The sequence below is a fragment of the Marinimicrobium sp. ARAG 43.8 genome, from assembly GCF_050113635.1.
Taxonomy (GTDB): domain Bacteria; phylum Pseudomonadota; class Gammaproteobacteria; order Pseudomonadales; family Cellvibrionaceae; genus Marinimicrobium.
Genome location: NZ_JBNJLT010000003.1, coordinates 264,590 through 282,053 on the forward strand (window position 1 = coordinate 264,590; position 17,464 = coordinate 282,053).

Below are 17,464 nucleotides of genomic sequence, written 5' to 3' on the forward strand. Positions count from 1 at the left end.
GCTTCGTGGACAGCGGGCAGTCGCACTCACCTTTTGTGACCGTTTAGCTTTTTGTGACCGCTTAGCTTTCCATGTTGAAATCATAGTCCATTGAACGGCTCGGCTCCTGCAAATAATAACCCTGAATGTAGTGAACGCCGGCCTGCCACAGCGTGGCCAGGACGCTGGCGTTTTCCACAAAGGGCACAATGGTGGTCACGTTCTCTTCGTGCAACTGTTTGATCAGCTCCACCAGGGCGTCCGGCTTTTCGTTGTTCTTCTGAATGTCCTGCGTAAAAGATCCGTCCACTTTCACAAAGCTCAATGGTACGTGCTTGAACACATTGAACGGGTTGAGCGAGCAGCCAAAGCCAGTGACGCTCAGCCCGCTTTTGAGTTTCTGCAGGTTCTGCGCGAAGGCCTTGGCGGCGTTCAAGTGGTTGGTGATATCGGCTTCATTGGCCTGGAAGACGATGGCATCGCTCGGTAGCTTGGCCGCTTTGAACGCGACACCGAGCCAGGGGGGCAGGCTTTCATCGCACAGCGAGTGGTTGCTCAGGTTAATGATCAGGCGGGTGTTCTGGTTGCCTTTTGCGCGGTGCTCGGCCAGCATTTTAATCGATTCAAGAATGACCCAGCGATCAATTTTGTGACTGACTTTCATCTTCGCGGCTGTGGCCAGAAACTCTTTCGGCGAGACCTCCTGATCGTCCTCGTTCAGCAGGCGCAGTAATACTTCGTAGTATTCGTTGTCCGATCCGCGCAAATTGATAATGGGTTGGAACAGCAGGCGGAAGCGGTCGTTGTCGAGGGCGTTCTGAACCTCGGCTTTAATATCGCGCTCGCGCCGCTCATCGGCGGTCATATCGGGCTCATACAAGTGGACGGCGTTGCCGGAATGTTCGCGGCGCGCCTGCTCCGCCGCGCTGATACCCTGTTCGATCACCGCGTTAGGAGAGGAACTGGTGTCGTTAATCAACGCCACACCGACGCTGGCGGTGAGCTGGGTGGTGGTGTCGTCAATGTCGATGATATGTTCTTCCAAGGCGCGTCGGATCGATTCGGCACGTTGCAGGGCCACACCGGGTTTGCAGGCGGGAATCAGCAGGGCGAAGGCATTGTCGCCAAAACGTGCCAGCACTTCATCGTCGTTGCTGTGCGTGCGCAACAGCGCGGCCAGGTCACTCAGAGCCAGGTCCGCATTGGCCACGCCAAAAGCGGATTGCACTTGCTCGCTGTAGTTGTCGAAATCGATATGGATCAGGCTGCCTTCAGTGGCATTGTTGCCCTTGCTTAACAGTGCTTCGAGATGGTTCATCAAATACTGACGATTGTAGAGACCGGTGGCCAGATCCTGCCATTTCACTTGAGCGATCTGAGCTTCGAGCTCGGCGCTGGTTTCGGTAACGCCAGCCCGGGCCAGAAACTGAATGCAGGCTTCTTCGTCGTACGTCGCTCGGGAGACCTCAAGGTTGATCCGAGCCACTTCACCGTTTTGTTTGAGTCCGTCGAACTCCAGTTTGGTGGTTTCTACCTCGTCGCCTTTTAGCGTGAATTCCTTCAAAAACTGTTTGAGGGAATCCTGGCTTTTATTGGCCACCATATCCATGATTGGCAGACAGTCAATGTCGTCGCGATCACTGTAGCCGAATAGCTCGGCAAACGATTCGTTGGCGTAAAGGTAAAGCCCGTCCTGTACATAGGCGATGGCATCCCTGGAGCTGTCGAGCAGCGCCTGGCTGCGGCGTTCGGCTTCGCGAAAGCGCCGGTCAGCCAGGCGGCGCAGTTGGCGGTGCTCGCGGTTTTCCATCTCCCGTTGAATAACCAGGAGCAGATGCTGATCTTCATCCAGCGGTACGACATCGGCTGCGCCAAGTTTCAAGCCTTCGACCACCGAGGTTCCGGTTTCATCGTCCGTGAGCAGTATGACGGGCACATCGCGGTTAAGCCGTCGAATCCGGCGAATCGCCGCTTCCGGAGCAATGGATGTGGTGGCCTCATGGCCAATCAGCAAATCCCAGGTTTGCTCCTGAAGCAATTTGTCGAGGCGGTCCTCACCGTCCACATGCTGGGCTCGATTGGGGAGGCCGGCATTGCGTAACATGCTGATAAGACGTTCGGCCTCCTGTTCGGAGTCGTTCAGGATCAGCAAACGAATAGTATTATCGGGGTCCATAGAAATTCATTAGCTTTGGCTGATGAGGGGCCGGTTGGGGGATCCTCACAGGCCGATGTATTTCCCCAAATAGTGGGAGGGGGTGTTCAGGCTCCTTGTTACTGCTGTTGGCTATAGTAACCGATAACCGGGCTTCCTCAATCGCTATAATGAAAATTGCGCCATTAACTCAAGGCTTGCCCCTGAATTGTGATCTATCCCTCGCCGAAGCGCTTGGGTCAGCTCTCCGATCCGGGATGCACCAGTTCTCGGTATTCGAACTGACTGATGGCCCCCGTGGCAAATCGCCGTCGGGTCAGTTGTACCAGCGTTTGGGTTTTGGTGTTTTCTTCGCGTTGTCCGCTGTTGCGACGATACAGTCGCACTTTGCAGTATTCATGGAAAGTGACCGCGTTGGTAATCAGTGTGGGGGGCTGGTTCACGGCTTTCAGGCCCGGTAACTCCAGCGCCCTCAGAAATTCCGATGTTTCTCCGGCTTTATAGGTGACCGCCGCTGCCAGAGGCGTAGCGCGTGGGGACAGGGTTTGAAGGCCAATGGCGGTGCTGGTACGGCCCTGCTGCACCCAGCGGATCACTCCGATATTCCAGGTGTGGCGTCCCTCCTCTTTCATGCCCAGAATTTCTCCGGCTTTCAGCTGGGGAGGCAGGGGATGGGGCCATTCCACGCAGTAGCCGCCAGGGCTGGTGTCGACGATGGGAACCTCATGGGTCGGGTGATCCCCCCGGTAGTCTTGCTGCTGTCGGTGGCGGATGTTCTGTTCAATATTGAAGGTGGCTAATTTTTCGCCCGCGAGTCGGCTGCCTCCGGCATCAAAAGCTAACCCCCAGGGGTCGGGAGCCTCCGGGGCCTCGGTTGGCGCCTGTCCTTTGAACAGTGCGCCCATGGGGCTTTCTTCGACTTGATCGGTCTGGTTCAAAAACAGTTTAAATGGCTGGCCTCCGGCGAGATGAAAGTGCAGGTTGAGCAGGCCGATGGTGACTGTCATGTTGCCTTTGCCGGGGCGTCGCTCGAAGCTGCGTTGGGCTAAGAGAAGCCAGGCACGACTGAGATGCTCGTTAAGGGCGACGCTTAAACCAAATCGGTCCCGGGTGCTCGCTGTGCGGGTTCCCAGTGCGGCGCGAGCCTCATCGAGCGCCGCTACCACCGGCCCGGTATCCAACTCCCGAAGTGTGCCGCCGGGCGTTTCCGGCATGCGGGATTTGTACAGCGGTGCACTGTCGTTATCGAGCATCACCGCGAACAGATTGTCCAGTTGATGGCTTTGGTAGGCCACCATCCGGGCCAGAGGAGCCAGTTCGCCCAGCGCTTCATACATCTGGCTGACTTCGGTTTGACGCAATTGGTTAGGCCGACCGCACGCGAGTAACAGCAGGCGCTGGTAAACCTCTTGAATCGTCGTCAGTGGCGGTTCGGCGGGCTCGGGCGGTTGATGACATACCTGCCATTGCTCGGCCAGCCGGTACAGGGTATGCAGCTCCAGCCAGAGACGGCTGGGCACTGGCGTATATAGCTGGTAGCTGCGCAACAGCAGTAAACCCAGGCCGTTCATTGCCCGGTACAGCGCGAGGGCGCGGTGTGCCTGAATTGCTTCCGAAGAGGTCGTTTGCTGTTCGAGGTCGAACAGGGCGCCGAGATAAGCGTTGGTAAGGTGCTTTTGCAGCGCTTGCGCCACCGTGGCCGCTTTGCGGGCGGTGTCCGGCAGAATCATGGGCTGATTGAGGAACTGTGGGGAGAGCCCGGCGATGGTTTGCTGCACGGCGGGATAGAGGGCTTCCAGAATGTTCAGTCGGGTAGAAGCACCGAGATCTTTCAGGCGACCAACCTCTGGCAATGCTTTGTAAAGCAGACTGCTCACGTAGCTGATGCGAGTCATGGGCAGCGAGCCTACCCACTGCGCTACGGCGGCGGACTTGGTCGCGCAAAAGGACAAACCGTCGAGATCCTGGAGCGGCACTTTCAGACGGCTAAGCAATGCGCGCGTTGTGTCGTCAGTCATTCCGGGTCCTGAGTGGTAACGGGCCGTCCGAGAGCGGGTTGCCCTGACTTTTGCCCTGACTATAGCAGATTGATGCTCAGCTCACCGGGGTCTTGCTGGGCTCGCCGGCAATCTCGCGTACCAGCTTGGGCACCAGATACCCGGGTAAGGTTTCCCGAAGTTTCTGGTGCAGTAAAACGGCCTCTTGTTCGGGCACGTTGAAATGATGGGCACCGGTCACCGGGTCGAGCAAATGTAAATAATAAGGGAGTGCTCCCAGTTCAAACAGGCGCTCGCTGAGCGCGGTGAGTGCCTGCTGGCTGTCGTTAACGCCGCGCAGCAGTACCGCCTGATTCAGCAGGGTGATGCCCGCGTTGCGCAAGCGTGCCAGCGCCTCGCCGACCGTATAGTCCAGCTCCTGGGCGTGGTTGCTGTGAATCACCAGGCTAGTCTGCAAGCGGTGATCGCATAACCAGCGCAGGCAGTCGGTATCAATGCGGTTGGGGAGCACAACCGGCAGACGTGTGTGGATGCGAAGTCGTCGGATATGAGGGATGGCGGCCACCCGCTCGGTCAGCCAGTGCAACTGGCGATCCGGTGCGTTCAGGGGATCGCCGCCGCTGTAGATTACCTCCGTAATGGAGTCGTCAGCGGCGATGTAATCCAGGGCCGTCTGCCACCGGGCGCGTCCCGGGTTGTTCTCGCCATAGGGAAAGTGTCGGCGAAAACAGTAGCGGCAGTTAATGGCGCAGCCACCGGAGACGATTAACAGGACGCGACCGTGGTACTTGTGAACCAGTCCCGGATGCGGGTTGGCCTCGGCCTCGCCCAGCGGATCGTGACTATAGCCGGGTACGGCCTGCAGTTCGTCGCCAATGGGCAAAACCTGCCGTAACAACGGATCGTCGGGGTCGCCTTTGCGAATGCGCGACGCATAGGCTCGCGGCACCCTCAGGGAAAAATCGTCGCTGGCAGCCAGAGCGGCGGGCAGCAGACCCTTATCCAGTTCCAGCAGAGCAAACAGCTCTTCCGGGGAGCGGATGATGTCGGCCAGCTCGGTTTGCCAGCGGGGGGCCTGCCAAGTGACCGCAGTTCGATGTATCATGGGCGCCTTTTATCATCTACACAAAAGAAACGAGAGGGCGTAATGGCCACCTATTCTATCAATGATTTCCGCGTCGGTCTGAAAGTCATGCTCGATGGCGACCCTTGTAACATCGTGGAAAATGAGCTGGTAAAGCCGGGCAAGGGGCAAGCCTTTAATCGCGTTAAGCTCCGCAACCTCAAAACGGGGCGAGTCTGGGAGCGAACCTTCCGCGGCAGCGAAAACCTGGAAGGGGCGGATGTGAGCGAGTCGGAAATGGAGTACCTCTATACCGACGGCGAATTCTGGCACTTTATGGAACCCAGCACCTTTGAGCAACACCAGGCGGATCAAAAAGCCGTGGGTGATGCGGCCAAATGGCTTAAAGAACAGGACAAATGTGTCATTACGCTGTTTAACGGCGCTCCTTTGGCCGTCACTCCCCCGAACCACGTCGAGCTGGAAGTGGTGGAAACCGACCCCGGCCTTAAAGGGGATACCGCTCAAGGGGGCACCAAGCCCGCCACCCTGAGCACGGGCGCCGTGGTTAAAGTCCCGCTGTTTATGAACGTGGGCGACGTGGTGCGTGTGGACACGCGTAACGGCGAGTATCTCGGGCGCGCGAAAGACTAATTCACGCGCTGTCATCGCCCGGTTCCCGCCGGGCGATTTACTTTTCATCGACCCCTCAATCTGCTTCCTTTTCATTTCTTCGGGTACTGTCATGATCGACTGGCAACCGTCCGCTTCCCTGGAAGCCCTGCGTGCGCGCGCTCGGCTGTATACGCAGATCCGGATGTTCTTTGCCGGGCGGGAAGTCTTGGAGATCGAGGCTCCGGTGATGGGGGCGGCGGCTGTGACCGATCCGTTTATCGATTCTGTCTCGGCTCAGTGTGGCGGCCGCACGTTTTATCTGCAAACCTCGCCGGAGTTTGCGATGAAACGGTTGCTGGCCGCTGGCGCAGGAGCCATCTATTCGCTGGGCAAAGTCTTTCGCAATGGCGAGTGTGGGCGCAAACACAACCCCGAATTTACCTTGTTGGAGTGGTATCGCCCCGGCTGGAATGATCGGCAGTTAATGTCGGAGGTGGCTGACTTGTTGACCGGGCTGATGCCGGGGTTGTCGGTCTCTTATCTGAGTTACCGACAGTGGTTTCAGAACAGCCTGGGAATTGATCCGCATACGGCCAGTGTGAAGACGCTGGCCGCCCTGGCCCGGGAGCGAATTACGATTGAGGCGGAGGATGAAGACCGGGACTTTTGGCTGGACTTGCTGGTAACCCATGTCCTGGAAACCTCGCTCGGCGACGGGCTGACGTTTGTCTACGACTATCCTCGCAGTCAGGCAGCGCTGGCCCGCCTGGGGGTGGACGATCAAGGGGAGACTGTGGCCCGCCGTTTTGAAGCGTTTATCGGTGGTATGGAATTGGCCAATGGCTACTGGGAGTTGACGGATGCGCAAGAGCAGCGCCGTCGCTTCGCGGCAGATCAGACGCGGCGCCGCGCGCTGGAGCTGCCGATTTATCCGTGCGATGAAAAACTGGTCGCGGCGCTGGCGCACGGCCTGCCGGACAGCGCCGGAGTGGCGTTGGGCGTCGATCGCTTATTAATGTGTCTGACCGGCGCACCCCACATCCGGGACGTATTGGCGTTCGATGCGGGTCAGTTGTAAAGCCCGTTGTCCTCCATGGTTCAGCGGGAACGGCGGCGTCGGGTGCCGCCCCTATGGCTATCGGCGCCTTCCTCCCGAGCTTCCTCCTCGTCCGTGGCTTCTTCAGCCTCGGCGACCTGGACCCCGAGTCGTTTGGCCTGGCGCCGCCAGCGGCGTCTCGCCAGTTCCTGCATGTCGCGGGTTTTATCCTTTTCGTCGACGATTTCCAGGCCTAGCAGCGTTTCCAATACGTCTTCCAGAGTAATGATGCCTACGACCGAACCGTACTCGGTGACCACCAGGATGATATGCGTCTGCTCTCTTAAGAACTCCTCCAAAGCCTGGGCCAGTGGCATGTTATCCAGCAGGGCGGGGATATTCCGTCGAAAGTGCTTCAGCGGTGCGTCCAGCTCCCCTCGAGCCTGGGCGATCAGTAGCTCATTGAGCAGCACCACCCCTGTGACGTTGTCCTGATCTTCGCAGTAAACCGGGATTCTTGAAAAAGGAACAGAGCGGTGGCTCTCGAAAAACTCGGCGATGGTGCTGTCCTCGGGGGCGGTAAACAGCACGGTGCGTGGCGTCATGGCTTCCTTAATGGGTGTATGGCGCAGCAGCAGAACGTTTTTCATCATGCGGCTCTCCTGCTCATCCAGGTGTCCCTCCTCGGAGCTGAGATCGGCCATAACCGTCAGCTCGTCGCGGTCGAAGCCCGCGGGTTGGGTCCGTCCACGGGTGATCAGGCGAGTGATGAACTCAGACATTTTGATAAAGGGATAGAGCACCTTGATCAAGTAATGCAAGGCATAGGCCGTTACGGGTGCCAGAGAACGCCAGTAAAACGCCCCGATGGTTTTGGGGACGATTTCGGAGAGTATAAGGATTAATAAGGTCAGTACGGCGGAGAATACGCCGAGGTAGGCACTGCCAAACACGGCGGTGGCCTGCGCGCCAGCACCGGCCGCGCCAGCGGTGTGAGCGATGGTATTCAATGTCAGAATGGCGGCCAGCGGTCGGTCGATATTCTCCTTGAGTTCGCTCAACAGTTGTCCGGAACGCTTTCCCTCACGGTTGAGACGGCTGGTATAGGCGGGAGAGCTGCTTAACAGGACCGCTTCGGCCACTGAACAAAGAAAAGAGATGGCCAGCGCGACCAAAACGTAAATCAGTAAAAGTGTCATAAACAGGGCTGTCGTCACTAGGAAGCGCTTATCATAACAGTATTCTCGGAGGCGGAACGACCTTGTCGTCGAGACGTTTTTCCGAGCTGTGCAGAAACTGAACGCCTGTCCGCCAGCCCGCTCTGGCCGGGCCTTCGAGCACTTACTCAGGTATCATGCACACCCTTTTGCACATATTTTGTGGATACCCGCCAGCCTGTGGATAACACTGGAAATTCGGTGGGGAATGTGTCGACTGCGTCACTTTGCGATAGAATGTCCGGCTCACTGACGATTCTGGAGGTAGCTTTATGGAAGCTTTACCCGAAACGCTGCGGGAAAATGTCCGCTTGCTGGGCGAACTACTGGGTGACACCGTTCGCGATCACGAAGGTCAAGCCCTGTTCGACAAAATCGAAGACATTCGCCAACTGGGCAAAGCGATTCAGCAGAGTGACGATGAAGATGCGTCGCCGCTGGTAGAGCGCCTGGGAGAGTTGAACGACCAGGATGTATTGCCGATTGTGCGGGCGTTTAACCAATTCCTGAATCTGGCCAATATTGCCGATCAGGAGTACTCCTCCAGCGCCGAGGCCGAGCCTGAGGACGGTCTGAAAAAACTGTTGCTCGAATTGGCCGATACCCATGGGCGCGAACGCCTGGGGGAAGTGATTGGTGACCTGAACATTCAGCTGGTTCTGACCGCTCACCCCACTGAGGTGACCCGCCGAACTCTGATTCGGAAGTACGATCAAATTGTCCACACGCTCAATGAGCGCCAAAGTGGCAGCCTGCTGACCTATGAGCAGGATAAACATCGTGGTCGCCTGCATCGTTTGGTGGAGGAAATCTGGAGTACCGACGAGATTCGCAGTGAGCGTCCGTCGGCGGTGGACGAAGCCAAATGGGGCTTCGCGGTGATTGAGAACAGCCTCTGGCAGGCCGTGCCAGACTTTATTCGCCACCTGGACCGCCTGTGCGCCCGCCATTTTGATTTGAATCTGCCCATTGAGTTGAAGCCCTTCAGCTTTTACTCGTGGATGGGCGGTGATCGGGATGGTAATCCGAATGTCACCCACGATGTGACGCGCGAAGTGCTGTTGCTGGGCCGCTGGATGGCGGCGGACCTCTATCTGAGAGATATCCAGAGTCTGGGTAATGACCTGAGCATGCACGAAGCCACTGAGGCGTTGCAGGCCCGTTTCCCGGAAAGTCGTACGCCCTACCGCGATCTTTTGGCTGAACTGCGCCAGCGCCTTCAGGCAACCCTTGACTGGACGGAGGCTCGCCTCAAGGGTCGCAATCCAGAGCGGGACAGCCGTGTGATTACCGAACGGCAGGATCTGCTGGACCCCCTGATGATGTGTTACCACTCACTGCGTGAAGTGGGTCTGCCGCATATTGCCAACGGTCCGGTACTGGACAGCATTCGCCGGGTACAGAGTTTTGGTGTCAATCTCGTTCCGCTGGATGTCCGGCAGGACGGCGAGCGTCATGTCAAGGCGATGGACGAACTGACCCGTTATCTGGGCCTGGGCAGCTACGAGGAATGGGACGAAGACGCCCGGCAGTCTTTCCTTCTGGAGCAGTTGGAAAACAAGCGGCCGCTGCTGCCGTCCCGCTGGCCGATGAGCGAGGAAACGGAGGAGGTGCTTGCCACCTGCCGTGTTATCGCCGATGAGCCGCCGGAAACGCTCTCCAACTACGTGATTTCCATGGCACAACAACCCTCCGATGTACTGGTGGTGGCGTTGTTCCTGCGTGAATGCGGCATGACCTGGAATATGCCTGTGGTCCCGCTGTTTGAAACGCTCGACGACCTGGACCGCGCGCCGAAGGTCATGGACCGGTTGTGGCAAATCCCCTGGTATCGTGAGCATACCTCCGATAAGCAAACCGTCATGATCGGTTATTCCGACTCGGCGAAAGATGCCGGCAAATTCGCCGCCACCTGGGCGCAGTACAAAGCGCAGGAAAAACTGGTGGAACTGTCCGAGCAATACGGCATTAACCTGGTCTTGTTCCACGGTCGGGGCGGTACCGTGGGTCGCGGTGGCGGCCCGGTAGAGAAGGCCATGGCGTCCCAGCCTCCCGGCTCGGTGAAAGGCCATATCCGCGTCACCGAACAGGGCGAGATGATTCGCTACAAGTTCGGCCAGCCGCGCGTGGCATTCAGCAGCTTCTCGACCTATGTCTCGGCCACGTTGCGTGCGACCCTGATGCCGCACGATGCCCCGCAGCCAGAGTGGCGGGAACTGATTGAGCGCATGGCGCAAAGCAGCCTGGAAGCCTATCGTGCCGTGGTGCGCGGTCATCCGCAATTTGTTCCTTATTTCCGCAGTCTGACGCCAGAGCAGGAATTGAATCTGCTTGCGCTGGGCAGTCGCCCGGCCAAGCGTAAGGCGACCGGCGGGGTGGACAGTTTGCGGGCAATTCCCTGGGTCTTTGCGTGGATGCAGGTACGCTTGAACCTGCCTTCCTGGCTCGGCGCCCGCCAGGCACTGGAGTATGCGCTGGAAAACGCTCCCGCTACCCTCACCGATATGCTGGAAAACTGGCCATTCTTCTCCAGCTTCCTGGATTTGCTGGAAATGGTGGTGGGCAAGGCGGATCTGCCGATTTGCAGCTATTACGAGCGGGAGCTGGTGCCGCAGGAACTGCATGGCCTGGGACAGCAGTTACGGGCGGACCTGGGCGCTCTGGAAGTGCTGATCAACCGGATTAAGCGTCAGGACGAACTGCTCAACGATGAGCCGATGCTGCAGCGCGCCCTGAGTGTGCGTAAACCTTACATTGATCCGTTGAACTACCTGCAGGCCGAGTTACTCAAGCGTTATCGCAACAGTCAGGAAATCAGTCCCGATCTGGAGCGAGCGCTCAAGGTAACGATGGCGGGCATCTCAGCCGGCATGCGCAATACCGGCTAATTCGGTGCTTAGCGCTTGCTTGTGGTTGGCGGACGACACACTGCGCTGCGTAATGTGTCGTCCGCGATGCAGGTTCCTGGAGCGATCATGATGAGTGATAAACACGATGATTGGGCGCTATTTGAGCGTGAAATGCACGATGTAAAGCCCATCAAGCATGAACACCGAGTCCCTCTGGGGGCGTCTCAGCCTTCGCAGGACACCCTGGCGCAACGGCGTGAAGCAGCGGCGGCCTCTGCGGTTTCCTCAGAAAAGAACTTCCTGTCGGGCGACTATGTGCCGCCGCTGGACCCACACGATGTGCTGGCGTTTAAACAGGATGGGGTGCAAAACGGGGTTTATCGCAATTTAAGGCTGGGTAAATACGCCGTGGATGCCCGTTTGGACTTGCATAGAATGACGGTGGAAGAGGCTCGCCGGGCTGTGTTCCAGTTTGTCCGGGACTGCATGGAGCAGGACATTCGATGCGGGCTGATTACCCATGGTAAAGGGGTCGGTCGCGAGCGTCCCGCCCTGCTCAAGAGTTGTGTGGCGCACTGGCTGCCACAGTTTCATGAAGTGCTCGCCTTTCACTCGGCAACGCCGAAGCACGGCAGTAGCGGTGCCACCTATGTCCTGTTGCGCAAGAGTGAGCGTAAGCGTCAGGAGAACTGGGAACAGCAGCACAAGAGAAAAAACTGAAGCGCTCTTTTCACTGGCTAGCGCTTGCTATCCTAAAGGGCGTTCTGCACCAGCACATAGGGCCGGATGACCAGAGCCCATACCTCGCTATTGGCCGCAAACCAGGCTTGTGCCTGTTCATCACTGACGGCGTCGACGTGTCCCTGCTCCATCCATTGTTGAAGCTGCCCGCTGTTGTCGCGGGCCAGCTCGGCCCCCACCTTGATTAAATCCAGCTCCGGCGCAACGGCAATGGCTCGCCCGGCGGCAAAAAAGCGTTGCAGTTCATGCCAGGGAATGCGAGCGGTCTCCAGGTTGAGGCTGGTTTCCAGGGGCGGTTCGACGGTCGACATGATGAAAGAGTGGTTTACTCCACGTCGTAATCGCTGCGGCGGAGCATGCGCTCCTGGGCCAGTGCGGCATCGACTTCCTGAACGTCAGCCGGCGTCAGCATGCCAGCTACCTGTTGCAGAGCAAAGGTGTCGATAATGTAATCGTACAGCGCGTTCTGATAGTCGCGCTGGGCTTGATACAGGGCCTGCTGAGCCAACAGCACCTCCACCAGATTGCGGGTTCCCACCTCATAACCGGATTGAGTGGCTTCCAGCGCACTCTCTGCGGAGACGATGGCCTGGGCACGGGCTCTTACCTGGGAAACACCGGTTTCTACGGACAGGTGCAGGGCACGTGCAGACTGAATGGTACCGCGCTCGGCGCGATTGAATTCCGCTCGGGATTGCAGGTATTGGGCCTGCGCCTGACGACGTTCGGCGGATACGCCACCGCCGGAAAACAGCGGCACATTGAGGCTCAATGTGATGGAGCGCCCCTCTACCTGGGTGTTGGTTGGAATGGGCTGACCGAAGAACTGAGTGCCTTCGTTATCAACATCGCTGTAGCTGGCTGATGCGCTCAGCGTAGGCAGGTGCTGGGACTTGCTGGCCCGGGCCGACTGTTCGGCCGCCACACTGTTGAGGCGCGCGACTTTCAAGTCGTAGTTGTTTTTCAGAGCAAACTCCACCCAGGCGTGGCGATCAGACGGGGTAGGGCGCACCACCGGGAAGTCCTCGGCAAGTGGGGCAATACGGTCGTGAGGTTGGCCGGTCAGCACTTCAAGTGCCTCGTAGGCGATGCCCAGATCCCCGCGGGCCTGCAAGGCGGCTGCCGCCGCGTTATCGTATACCGATTGGGCTTCATGCACTTCGGTGATGGCTGTTAATCCCACCTCGTAGCGCTGTCGAGTTTGTTCAAGCTGTTGGTTGAGGGCTTTTTCCTCAGCGAGGGCGGTCTCCAGGTTATCCGCTGCGCGTAGCACATTGAAGTAAGCTTCCGCCACGCGCACGATCAGAGACTGCTGGTCCGCGCCGAACTGCATTTCCGCGAGTTCACTTAACGTGGTGCCGCGCTGGTATTGGTACCAGCGGGACATATCAAACAGGGGTTGGGTTAGAGAGATTTCCCAGCCGGAGTTTTCGCGCTCGAACGTGCCAGACTCATTGTTAATGTTGTCTGTCGTGTCTTCTTCGGTATCGGTATAAAACGCCCGGGCATTGATCTGGGGGAGCAAACCTGCCCGACCAAGGGCGCGATTTTCCAACCCACCCTCGTAGGCGGCACGATCCGCCTGTAACTGGGCGTCGTGTTCAAGTGCCAACTCATAGATATCCAGGAGGGAGTTGGCGCTGGCGCCGAAAGAAGTCAGTGTCATCAGACCGAGAAAACAGAGTTTCTGGGTTGTTTTCATGTGAGTTCCTGTCTGTAACCGTCCAAACTGTTGCTGCCCAACGTCGGGATCAGGGAGGGAGACTCGGGAGTTTACTCACTCGTTCGCAGCAGGTCGAGTCCGGTTTGCGTCGAAGTTGTAAAAAAGGGTAAAACGCGCTGAAGACCGGCGCGAGGAGCTGCCACTTTACACTGTACCGGGACTTCCTTAGACTGATACGACTTCGTCGGGGTGCCCTGCCATGAGGTGGGCTGAGATTTTACCCGTTGAACCTGATCCGGCTAATACCGGCGTAGGGAACGAAAGCGAACCAGCCCCCTCGGTGTTTTCCGCCGACCTTGTCGATCTTTTCCGGCTTGTTGCTGACGTTTCCCGCGCCACTGTCTTTGGGAGTGGAGCGCGTGAACGATTGTGTCACCCGATCAGAGTCGGCCAGCCCTCGCGTCGCCTTAACCATCGCTGGTAGCGATAGCGGTGGCGGCGCCGGCATTCAGGCCGATCTTAAAACCTTTGAGGCCTTCGGTGTCTTCGGCTGTTCGGCGCTGACAGCACTGACTGCCCAGAATAGTCTGGGGGTCCATGCTGTTCACCTCGTACCGCCAGAGTTTGTCAGGCACCAACTGCATGCGGTGCTTTCTGACCTGCCTGTCGCCGCTGCCAAGGTAGGCATGTTGGCCAATGGCGCGGTGGTGCAGGCGGTCGTGGCGGCGCTGGAGAACTGGCCGGCGTTACCCGTGGTGGTCGATCCGGTGATGGTGGCTACCAGCGGCGACCGCCTGCTGGATACCGATGCCGAAGTCATGCTCAAGCAACGGTTGCTGCCGCGCACCACACTGCTGACGCCTAATAGGCCCGAAGCGGCGGCGCTGCTGGGAGAGACCCCGGCCAGCGATCGGCGTGCGCTCTGGCGCCAGGCCGAGGGTTTGCTGGCGCTTGGCCCAACGGCGATTCTGCTGAAGGGTGGGCATGGCACCGGGCCCGATTCGGCTGACTTGCTGCTGACCCCCGAACACTCCGAAGTGTTTTCCTTTCCCAGACTCAATACCCGCAATACCCATGGGTCCGGTTGCACGCTGTCCGCAGCCGTCGCGGCCGCGCTTGCCCAAGGCTATTCGCTGCGCGACGCCATTGCGGTGGCTCGGGATTATGTTCAGCGCGCGTTGTCCGGTTCTGCCCGATGGGTGCTGGGGCAGGGGCCGGGATCGTTGAATCACCGTGCGCACTCACCTCTGTTTGCAGTACCTGACATCCTCAATGCCGGGATTTCGGGCAAAGGTTCATAAATGTCCTTTCTCATTGCATTTCGTTGGTTACACATTTAATGGTTGGTCGCTATTTTAAGGAGCCTGTTATGTCTTCCGAGTTGTCTGTTCCTCCCCTGCGTGAATCTGCCCAAGTGGATTCCGCTTCCGTTGCGTCGCTGCCCGGATCGCAGAAAGTCTATGTGCAAGGCTCCCGACCCGATATTCGGGTCCCTATGCGGGAAATTCATCTCAGTCCGACGCCCACCGAGTTCGGTGGCGAAGAGAACCCCAGTTTACGGGTGTACGACACATCCGGCCCCTATACCGATCCGGCGGCGGCGATCGACGTGCGCCGTGGGCTTGCTGCGTTGCGTGGGGCCTGGATTGATGAGCGGGGTGATACCGAACAGCTTTCCGGTGCGAGTGCCCACTATACCCGTCAGCGGATGGAAGACAGCGAGCTGGCGTCGTTGCGCTTTGAGTTGACGCGCACACCGCGTCGGGCAAGAAGTGGCCGTAATGTGACGCAGATGCATTACGCGCGTCAGGGCATTATTACCCCCGAGATGGAATACATCGCGATTCGGGAAAATATGGCGCTGGCCGAGGCACGCGAACGCGGGGACACCCAGCATCCGGGGCAATCGTACGGTGCGGCAATCCCCGACGAGATTACGCCGGAATTCGTGCGTTCGGAGGTGGCTCGCGGGCGGGCCATTATCCCGGCCAATATTAATCATCCCGAATCCGAACCCATGATTATCGGGCGCAACTTCCTGGTAAAGATCAACGGCAATATCGGAAACTCCGCGCTGGGTTCTTCCATCGAAGAAGAGGTGGCGAAACTCACCTGGGGCACTCGCTGGGGAGCCGACACAGTGATGGACTTATCCACCGGTAAACACATTCACGAAACCCGTGAATGGATTCTGCGCAACGCTCCGGTGCCGATTGGTACTGTGCCCATTTATCAGGCGCTGGAGAAGGTCAACGGTGTGGCCGAGGACCTGACCTGGGAGATTTTCCGGGACACATTGATTGAGCAGGCCGAGCAGGGTGTGGACTACTTTACCATTCATGCCGGAGTGCTGTTGCGCTATGTTCCGCTCACGGCGGAGCGCGTTACCGGCATTGTGTCGCGGGGTGGTTCCATTATGGCCAAGTGGTGTCTGGCTCACCACCGGGAGAACTTTTTGTATACGCACTTCGATGACATTTGCGACATCATGAAAGCCTACGATGTGGCGTTTTCCCTGGGCGATGGTCTGCGGCCAGGATCCATTGCCGATGCTAACGACGCCGCCCAGTTCGGTGAGCTGGAAACGCTGGGTGAGTTGACCCATCGGGCGTGGGCGCACGATGTGCAAGTGATGGTGGAAGGCCCGGGACATGTGCCCATGCAAATGATCAAGGAAAACATGGACAAGCAGATCGAGGTGTGTGGAGAGGCGCCTTTCTATACGCTGGGGCCTCTGACCACGGATATTGCACCGGGTTACGATCACATCACCTCGGGGATCGGTGCGGCGATGATTGGCTGGTACGGCTGTGCCATGCTGTGCTATGTGACGCCCAAGGAGCATTTGGGACTGCCCAATAAAGACGATGTAAAAACCGGCATTATTACCTACAAGATTGCCGCCCATGCGGCGGATTTGGCGAAAGGACATCCAGGGGCCCAGTTGCGCGATAATGCGCTGTCCAAGGCGCGCTTTGAATTCCGCTGGGAAGATCAGTTTAATCTCGGACTGGACCCGGATACCGCACGGGCGTTTCACGACGAAACGTTACCCAAAGAGTCGGCCAAAGTGGCTCACTTCTGCTCCATGTGCGGTCCCAAGTTTTGTTCGATGAAGATTTCGCAGGAAGTGCGGGAATACGCCGCTGAACACGGTACGGAGGTGGTAGAGGAAGCGGTCCGGATGGTGGACGTGGAAGCTGAAATGCAGGAAGCGGAAGCCGGAATGCAGCAAAAGGCTCGTGAATTTCGGGAGCGGGGAGCGGAGCTGTATCGGAAAGTGTAACCGTGGGGTGTGCGCGCCACTCGGGAGGAAGGCTGACTGTCTACTGCTGGGGCGGCTTAGTACAGTAATAGTACAGTGATAGTATAGTGATGGGTGGTTGCCGCTCGTGGCGAGCAACCCGTCCGCCATGCAAACCGACCGCCATGCAAACTGAACGAAAGGCCCGATACGTATGCCCGATTGGAAAAAACCGCTTTTTGACCGCGACGATGTGGAGATTACCCGCCGCCTCACGCTGTATAAAGATTTCTTCCGTGTCGACAAGATATCGCTTAAACACCGTATGTTCGAAGGCGGCTGGACCGAGGATATCTCACGGGAGCTGTTCCTGAGAGGGCCTGCCGTGGGAGTGCTGCTTTATGACCCCGAGCGGGATACGGTGGCGTTGGTGGAGCAGTTCCGGGCCGGCGCACTGACCGGCCCAGGCAGCCCCTGGTGCCTCGAAGTCGTAGCGGGCATGATCGAGGATAACGAAACTCCCGAAGCCGTGGCGCTGCGCGAGTCCGTCGAGGAGGCGGGCGTGGAACCCTATCGGCTGGAATATATTGCCCGTTATTTGCCCAGCCCGGGCGGCAGCGACGAGGTCATGCATATTCTGTGCGGTCTGGCTGACCTGGAAAACGCGGGAGGTGTTCACGGGCTGGACGAAGAGAATGAAGATATCAAGGTGCATGTCATTCCCGTCTCAGAAGTGTTCGACAATTTGTACAGTGGCCGCTTTAATAATGCCTCGGTGCTGCTGTGTCTCCAGTGGTTGCAACTGAACCACAGTCGCTTGCGTGGCTCGCAAACATGTTAGACTGACAGTCTGTTTAAAGTGTGCGCTGTGCGCCTCAAAGCGTGTGCAGTGCGTATTATTCCAC

Annotated in this window: 13 protein-coding genes and 1 riboswitch; of the genes, 7 read left to right on the forward strand and 6 right to left on the reverse strand. The window is 58.2% G+C overall.

The genetic code is table 11. The features are described from left to right. Positions 1 to 61: 61 nt before the first annotated feature. The 3 genes from ACQCLF_RS08420 to epmB form a co-directional block, all read right to left on the reverse strand. Complete coding sequence (locus ACQCLF_RS08420) at positions 62 to 2,155, reverse strand: EAL domain-containing protein (protein WP_426986197.1); 2,094 nt, start codon at positions 2,153 to 2,155, stop codon at positions 62 to 64. 218 nt (positions 2,156 to 2,373) lie between these two features. Then, on the reverse strand, positions 2,374 to 4,152 hold the full coding sequence (locus tag ACQCLF_RS08425) for a hypothetical protein (protein WP_426986199.1): 1,779 nt from the start codon (positions 4,150 to 4,152) through the stop codon (positions 2,374 to 2,376). Positions 4,153 to 4,228: 76 nt separating this feature from the next. Beyond that, the gene (gene epmB, locus ACQCLF_RS08430; protein ID WP_426986201.1) at positions 4,229 to 5,236 is read right to left on the reverse strand and encodes an EF-P beta-lysylation protein EpmB; all 1,008 of its coding nucleotides are present in this window, start codon (positions 5,234 to 5,236) and stop codon (positions 4,229 to 4,231) included. Between the two features lie 42 nt (positions 5,237 to 5,278). Between epmB and efp the strand changes: the two genes are divergently transcribed. Continuing rightward, positions 5,279 to 5,848 (forward strand): elongation factor P, encoded by a 570-nt coding sequence (efp, locus tag ACQCLF_RS08435; RefSeq protein ID WP_426986203.1) that lies wholly within the window; start codon positions 5,279 to 5,281, stop codon positions 5,846 to 5,848. A gap of 91 nt (positions 5,849 to 5,939) precedes the next feature. Continuing rightward, entirely contained in the window at positions 5,940 to 6,887 is a 948-nt protein-coding gene (gene epmA, locus ACQCLF_RS08440; protein ID WP_426986205.1) for an EF-P lysine aminoacylase EpmA, read from the forward strand. A gap of 20 nt (positions 6,888 to 6,907) precedes the next feature. On the opposite strand, the gene ACQCLF_RS08445 is transcribed toward epmA, so the two are convergent. After that, positions 6,908 to 8,044, reverse strand: coding sequence for a CNNM domain-containing protein (locus tag ACQCLF_RS08445; RefSeq protein ID WP_426986207.1), 1,137 nt, complete (start codon positions 8,042 to 8,044; stop codon positions 6,908 to 6,910). A gap of 290 nt (positions 8,045 to 8,334) precedes the next feature. On the opposite strand from ACQCLF_RS08445, the gene ppc reads away from it, so the two are divergent. Next, positions 8,335 to 10,950, forward strand: a complete 2,616-nt coding sequence (gene ppc, locus ACQCLF_RS08450; RefSeq protein WP_426986209.1) for a phosphoenolpyruvate carboxylase — start codon at positions 8,335 to 8,337, stop codon at positions 10,948 to 10,950. Positions 10,951 to 11,040: 90 nt separating this feature from the next. Beyond that, positions 11,041 to 11,631: a DNA endonuclease SmrA gene (gene smrA / locus ACQCLF_RS08455; protein ID WP_426986483.1), complete on the forward strand. Its 591-nt coding sequence runs from the start codon at positions 11,041 to 11,043 to the stop codon at positions 11,629 to 11,631. Between the two features lie 32 nt (positions 11,632 to 11,663). Here the strand turns inward: smrA and ACQCLF_RS08460 are convergent, their stop codons facing one another. Both ACQCLF_RS08460 and ACQCLF_RS08465 read right to left on the reverse strand, forming a co-directional pair. Continuing rightward, complete coding sequence (locus ACQCLF_RS08460; protein ID WP_426986211.1) at positions 11,664 to 11,963, reverse strand: DUF2288 domain-containing protein; 300 nt, start codon at positions 11,961 to 11,963, stop codon at positions 11,664 to 11,666. A 14-nt stretch (positions 11,964 to 11,977) separates the two neighbouring features. Next, on the reverse strand, positions 11,978 to 13,354 hold the full coding sequence (locus tag ACQCLF_RS08465) for a TolC family outer membrane protein (RefSeq protein WP_426986213.1): 1,377 nt from the start codon (positions 13,352 to 13,354) through the stop codon (positions 11,978 to 11,980). Positions 13,355 to 13,550: 196 nt separating this feature from the next. Next, positions 13,551 to 13,649: riboswitch (TPP riboswitch) on the forward strand. An 85-nt stretch (positions 13,650 to 13,734) separates the two neighbouring features. Between ACQCLF_RS08465 and thiD the strand changes: the two genes are divergently transcribed. The 3 genes from thiD (at position 13,735) to ACQCLF_RS08480 (ending at position 17,400) form a co-directional block, all read left to right on the forward strand. After that, positions 13,735 to 14,616: a bifunctional hydroxymethylpyrimidine kinase/phosphomethylpyrimidine kinase gene (gene thiD, locus ACQCLF_RS08470; protein WP_426986215.1), complete on the forward strand. Its 882-nt coding sequence runs from the start codon at positions 13,735 to 13,737 to the stop codon at positions 14,614 to 14,616. Positions 14,617 to 14,684: 68 nt separating this feature from the next. Beyond that, positions 14,685 to 16,601 carry a phosphomethylpyrimidine synthase ThiC gene (thiC, locus tag ACQCLF_RS08475; RefSeq protein WP_426986217.1) on the forward strand — a complete coding sequence of 639 codons (1,917 nt, stop codon included), beginning with the start codon at positions 14,685 to 14,687 and terminating at the stop codon, positions 16,599 to 16,601. A gap of 172 nt (positions 16,602 to 16,773) precedes the next feature. Then, positions 16,774 to 17,400, forward strand: a complete 627-nt coding sequence (locus ACQCLF_RS08480; protein ID WP_426986219.1) for an NUDIX domain-containing protein — start codon at positions 16,774 to 16,776, stop codon at positions 17,398 to 17,400. The last annotated feature ends 64 nt before the right edge of the window (positions 17,401 to 17,464 follow it).

What these genes read in the sequence shown, in the direction of transcription:
- ACQCLF_RS08420 (WP_426986197.1), bottom strand. Translation starts at nt 2,155, where the DNA reads ATGGACCCCGATAATACTATTCGTTTGCTGATCCTGAACGACTCCGAA.
- ACQCLF_RS08425 (WP_426986199.1), bottom strand. Translation starts at nt 4,152, where the DNA reads ATGACTGACGACACAACGCGCGCATTGCTTAGCCGTCTGAAAGTGCCG.
- epmB (WP_426986201.1), bottom strand. Translation starts at nt 5,236, where the DNA reads ATGATACATCGAACTGCGGTCACTTGGCAGGCCCCCCGCTGGCAAACC.
- efp (WP_426986203.1), top strand. Translation starts at nt 5,279, where the DNA reads ATGGCCACCTATTCTATCAATGATTTCCGCGTCGGTCTGAAAGTCATG.
- epmA (WP_426986205.1), top strand. Translation starts at nt 5,940, where the DNA reads ATGATCGACTGGCAACCGTCCGCTTCCCTGGAAGCCCTGCGTGCGCGC.
- ACQCLF_RS08445 (WP_426986207.1), bottom strand. Translation starts at nt 8,044, where the DNA reads ATGACACTTTTACTGATTTACGTTTTGGTCGCGCTGGCCATCTCTTTT.
- ppc (WP_426986209.1), top strand. Translation starts at nt 8,335, where the DNA reads ATGGAAGCTTTACCCGAAACGCTGCGGGAAAATGTCCGCTTGCTGGGC.
- smrA (WP_426986483.1), top strand. Translation starts at nt 11,041, where the DNA reads ATGAGTGATAAACACGATGATTGGGCGCTATTTGAGCGTGAAATGCAC.
- ACQCLF_RS08460 (WP_426986211.1), bottom strand. Translation starts at nt 11,963, where the DNA reads ATGTCGACCGTCGAACCGCCCCTGGAAACCAGCCTCAACCTGGAGACC.
- ACQCLF_RS08465 (WP_426986213.1), bottom strand. Translation starts at nt 13,354, where the DNA reads ATGAAAACAACCCAGAAACTCTGTTTTCTCGGTCTGATGACACTGACT.
- thiC (WP_426986217.1), top strand. Translation starts at nt 14,685, where the DNA reads ATGTCTTCCGAGTTGTCTGTTCCTCCCCTGCGTGAATCTGCCCAAGTG.
- ACQCLF_RS08480 (WP_426986219.1), top strand. Translation starts at nt 16,774, where the DNA reads ATGCCCGATTGGAAAAAACCGCTTTTTGACCGCGACGATGTGGAGATT.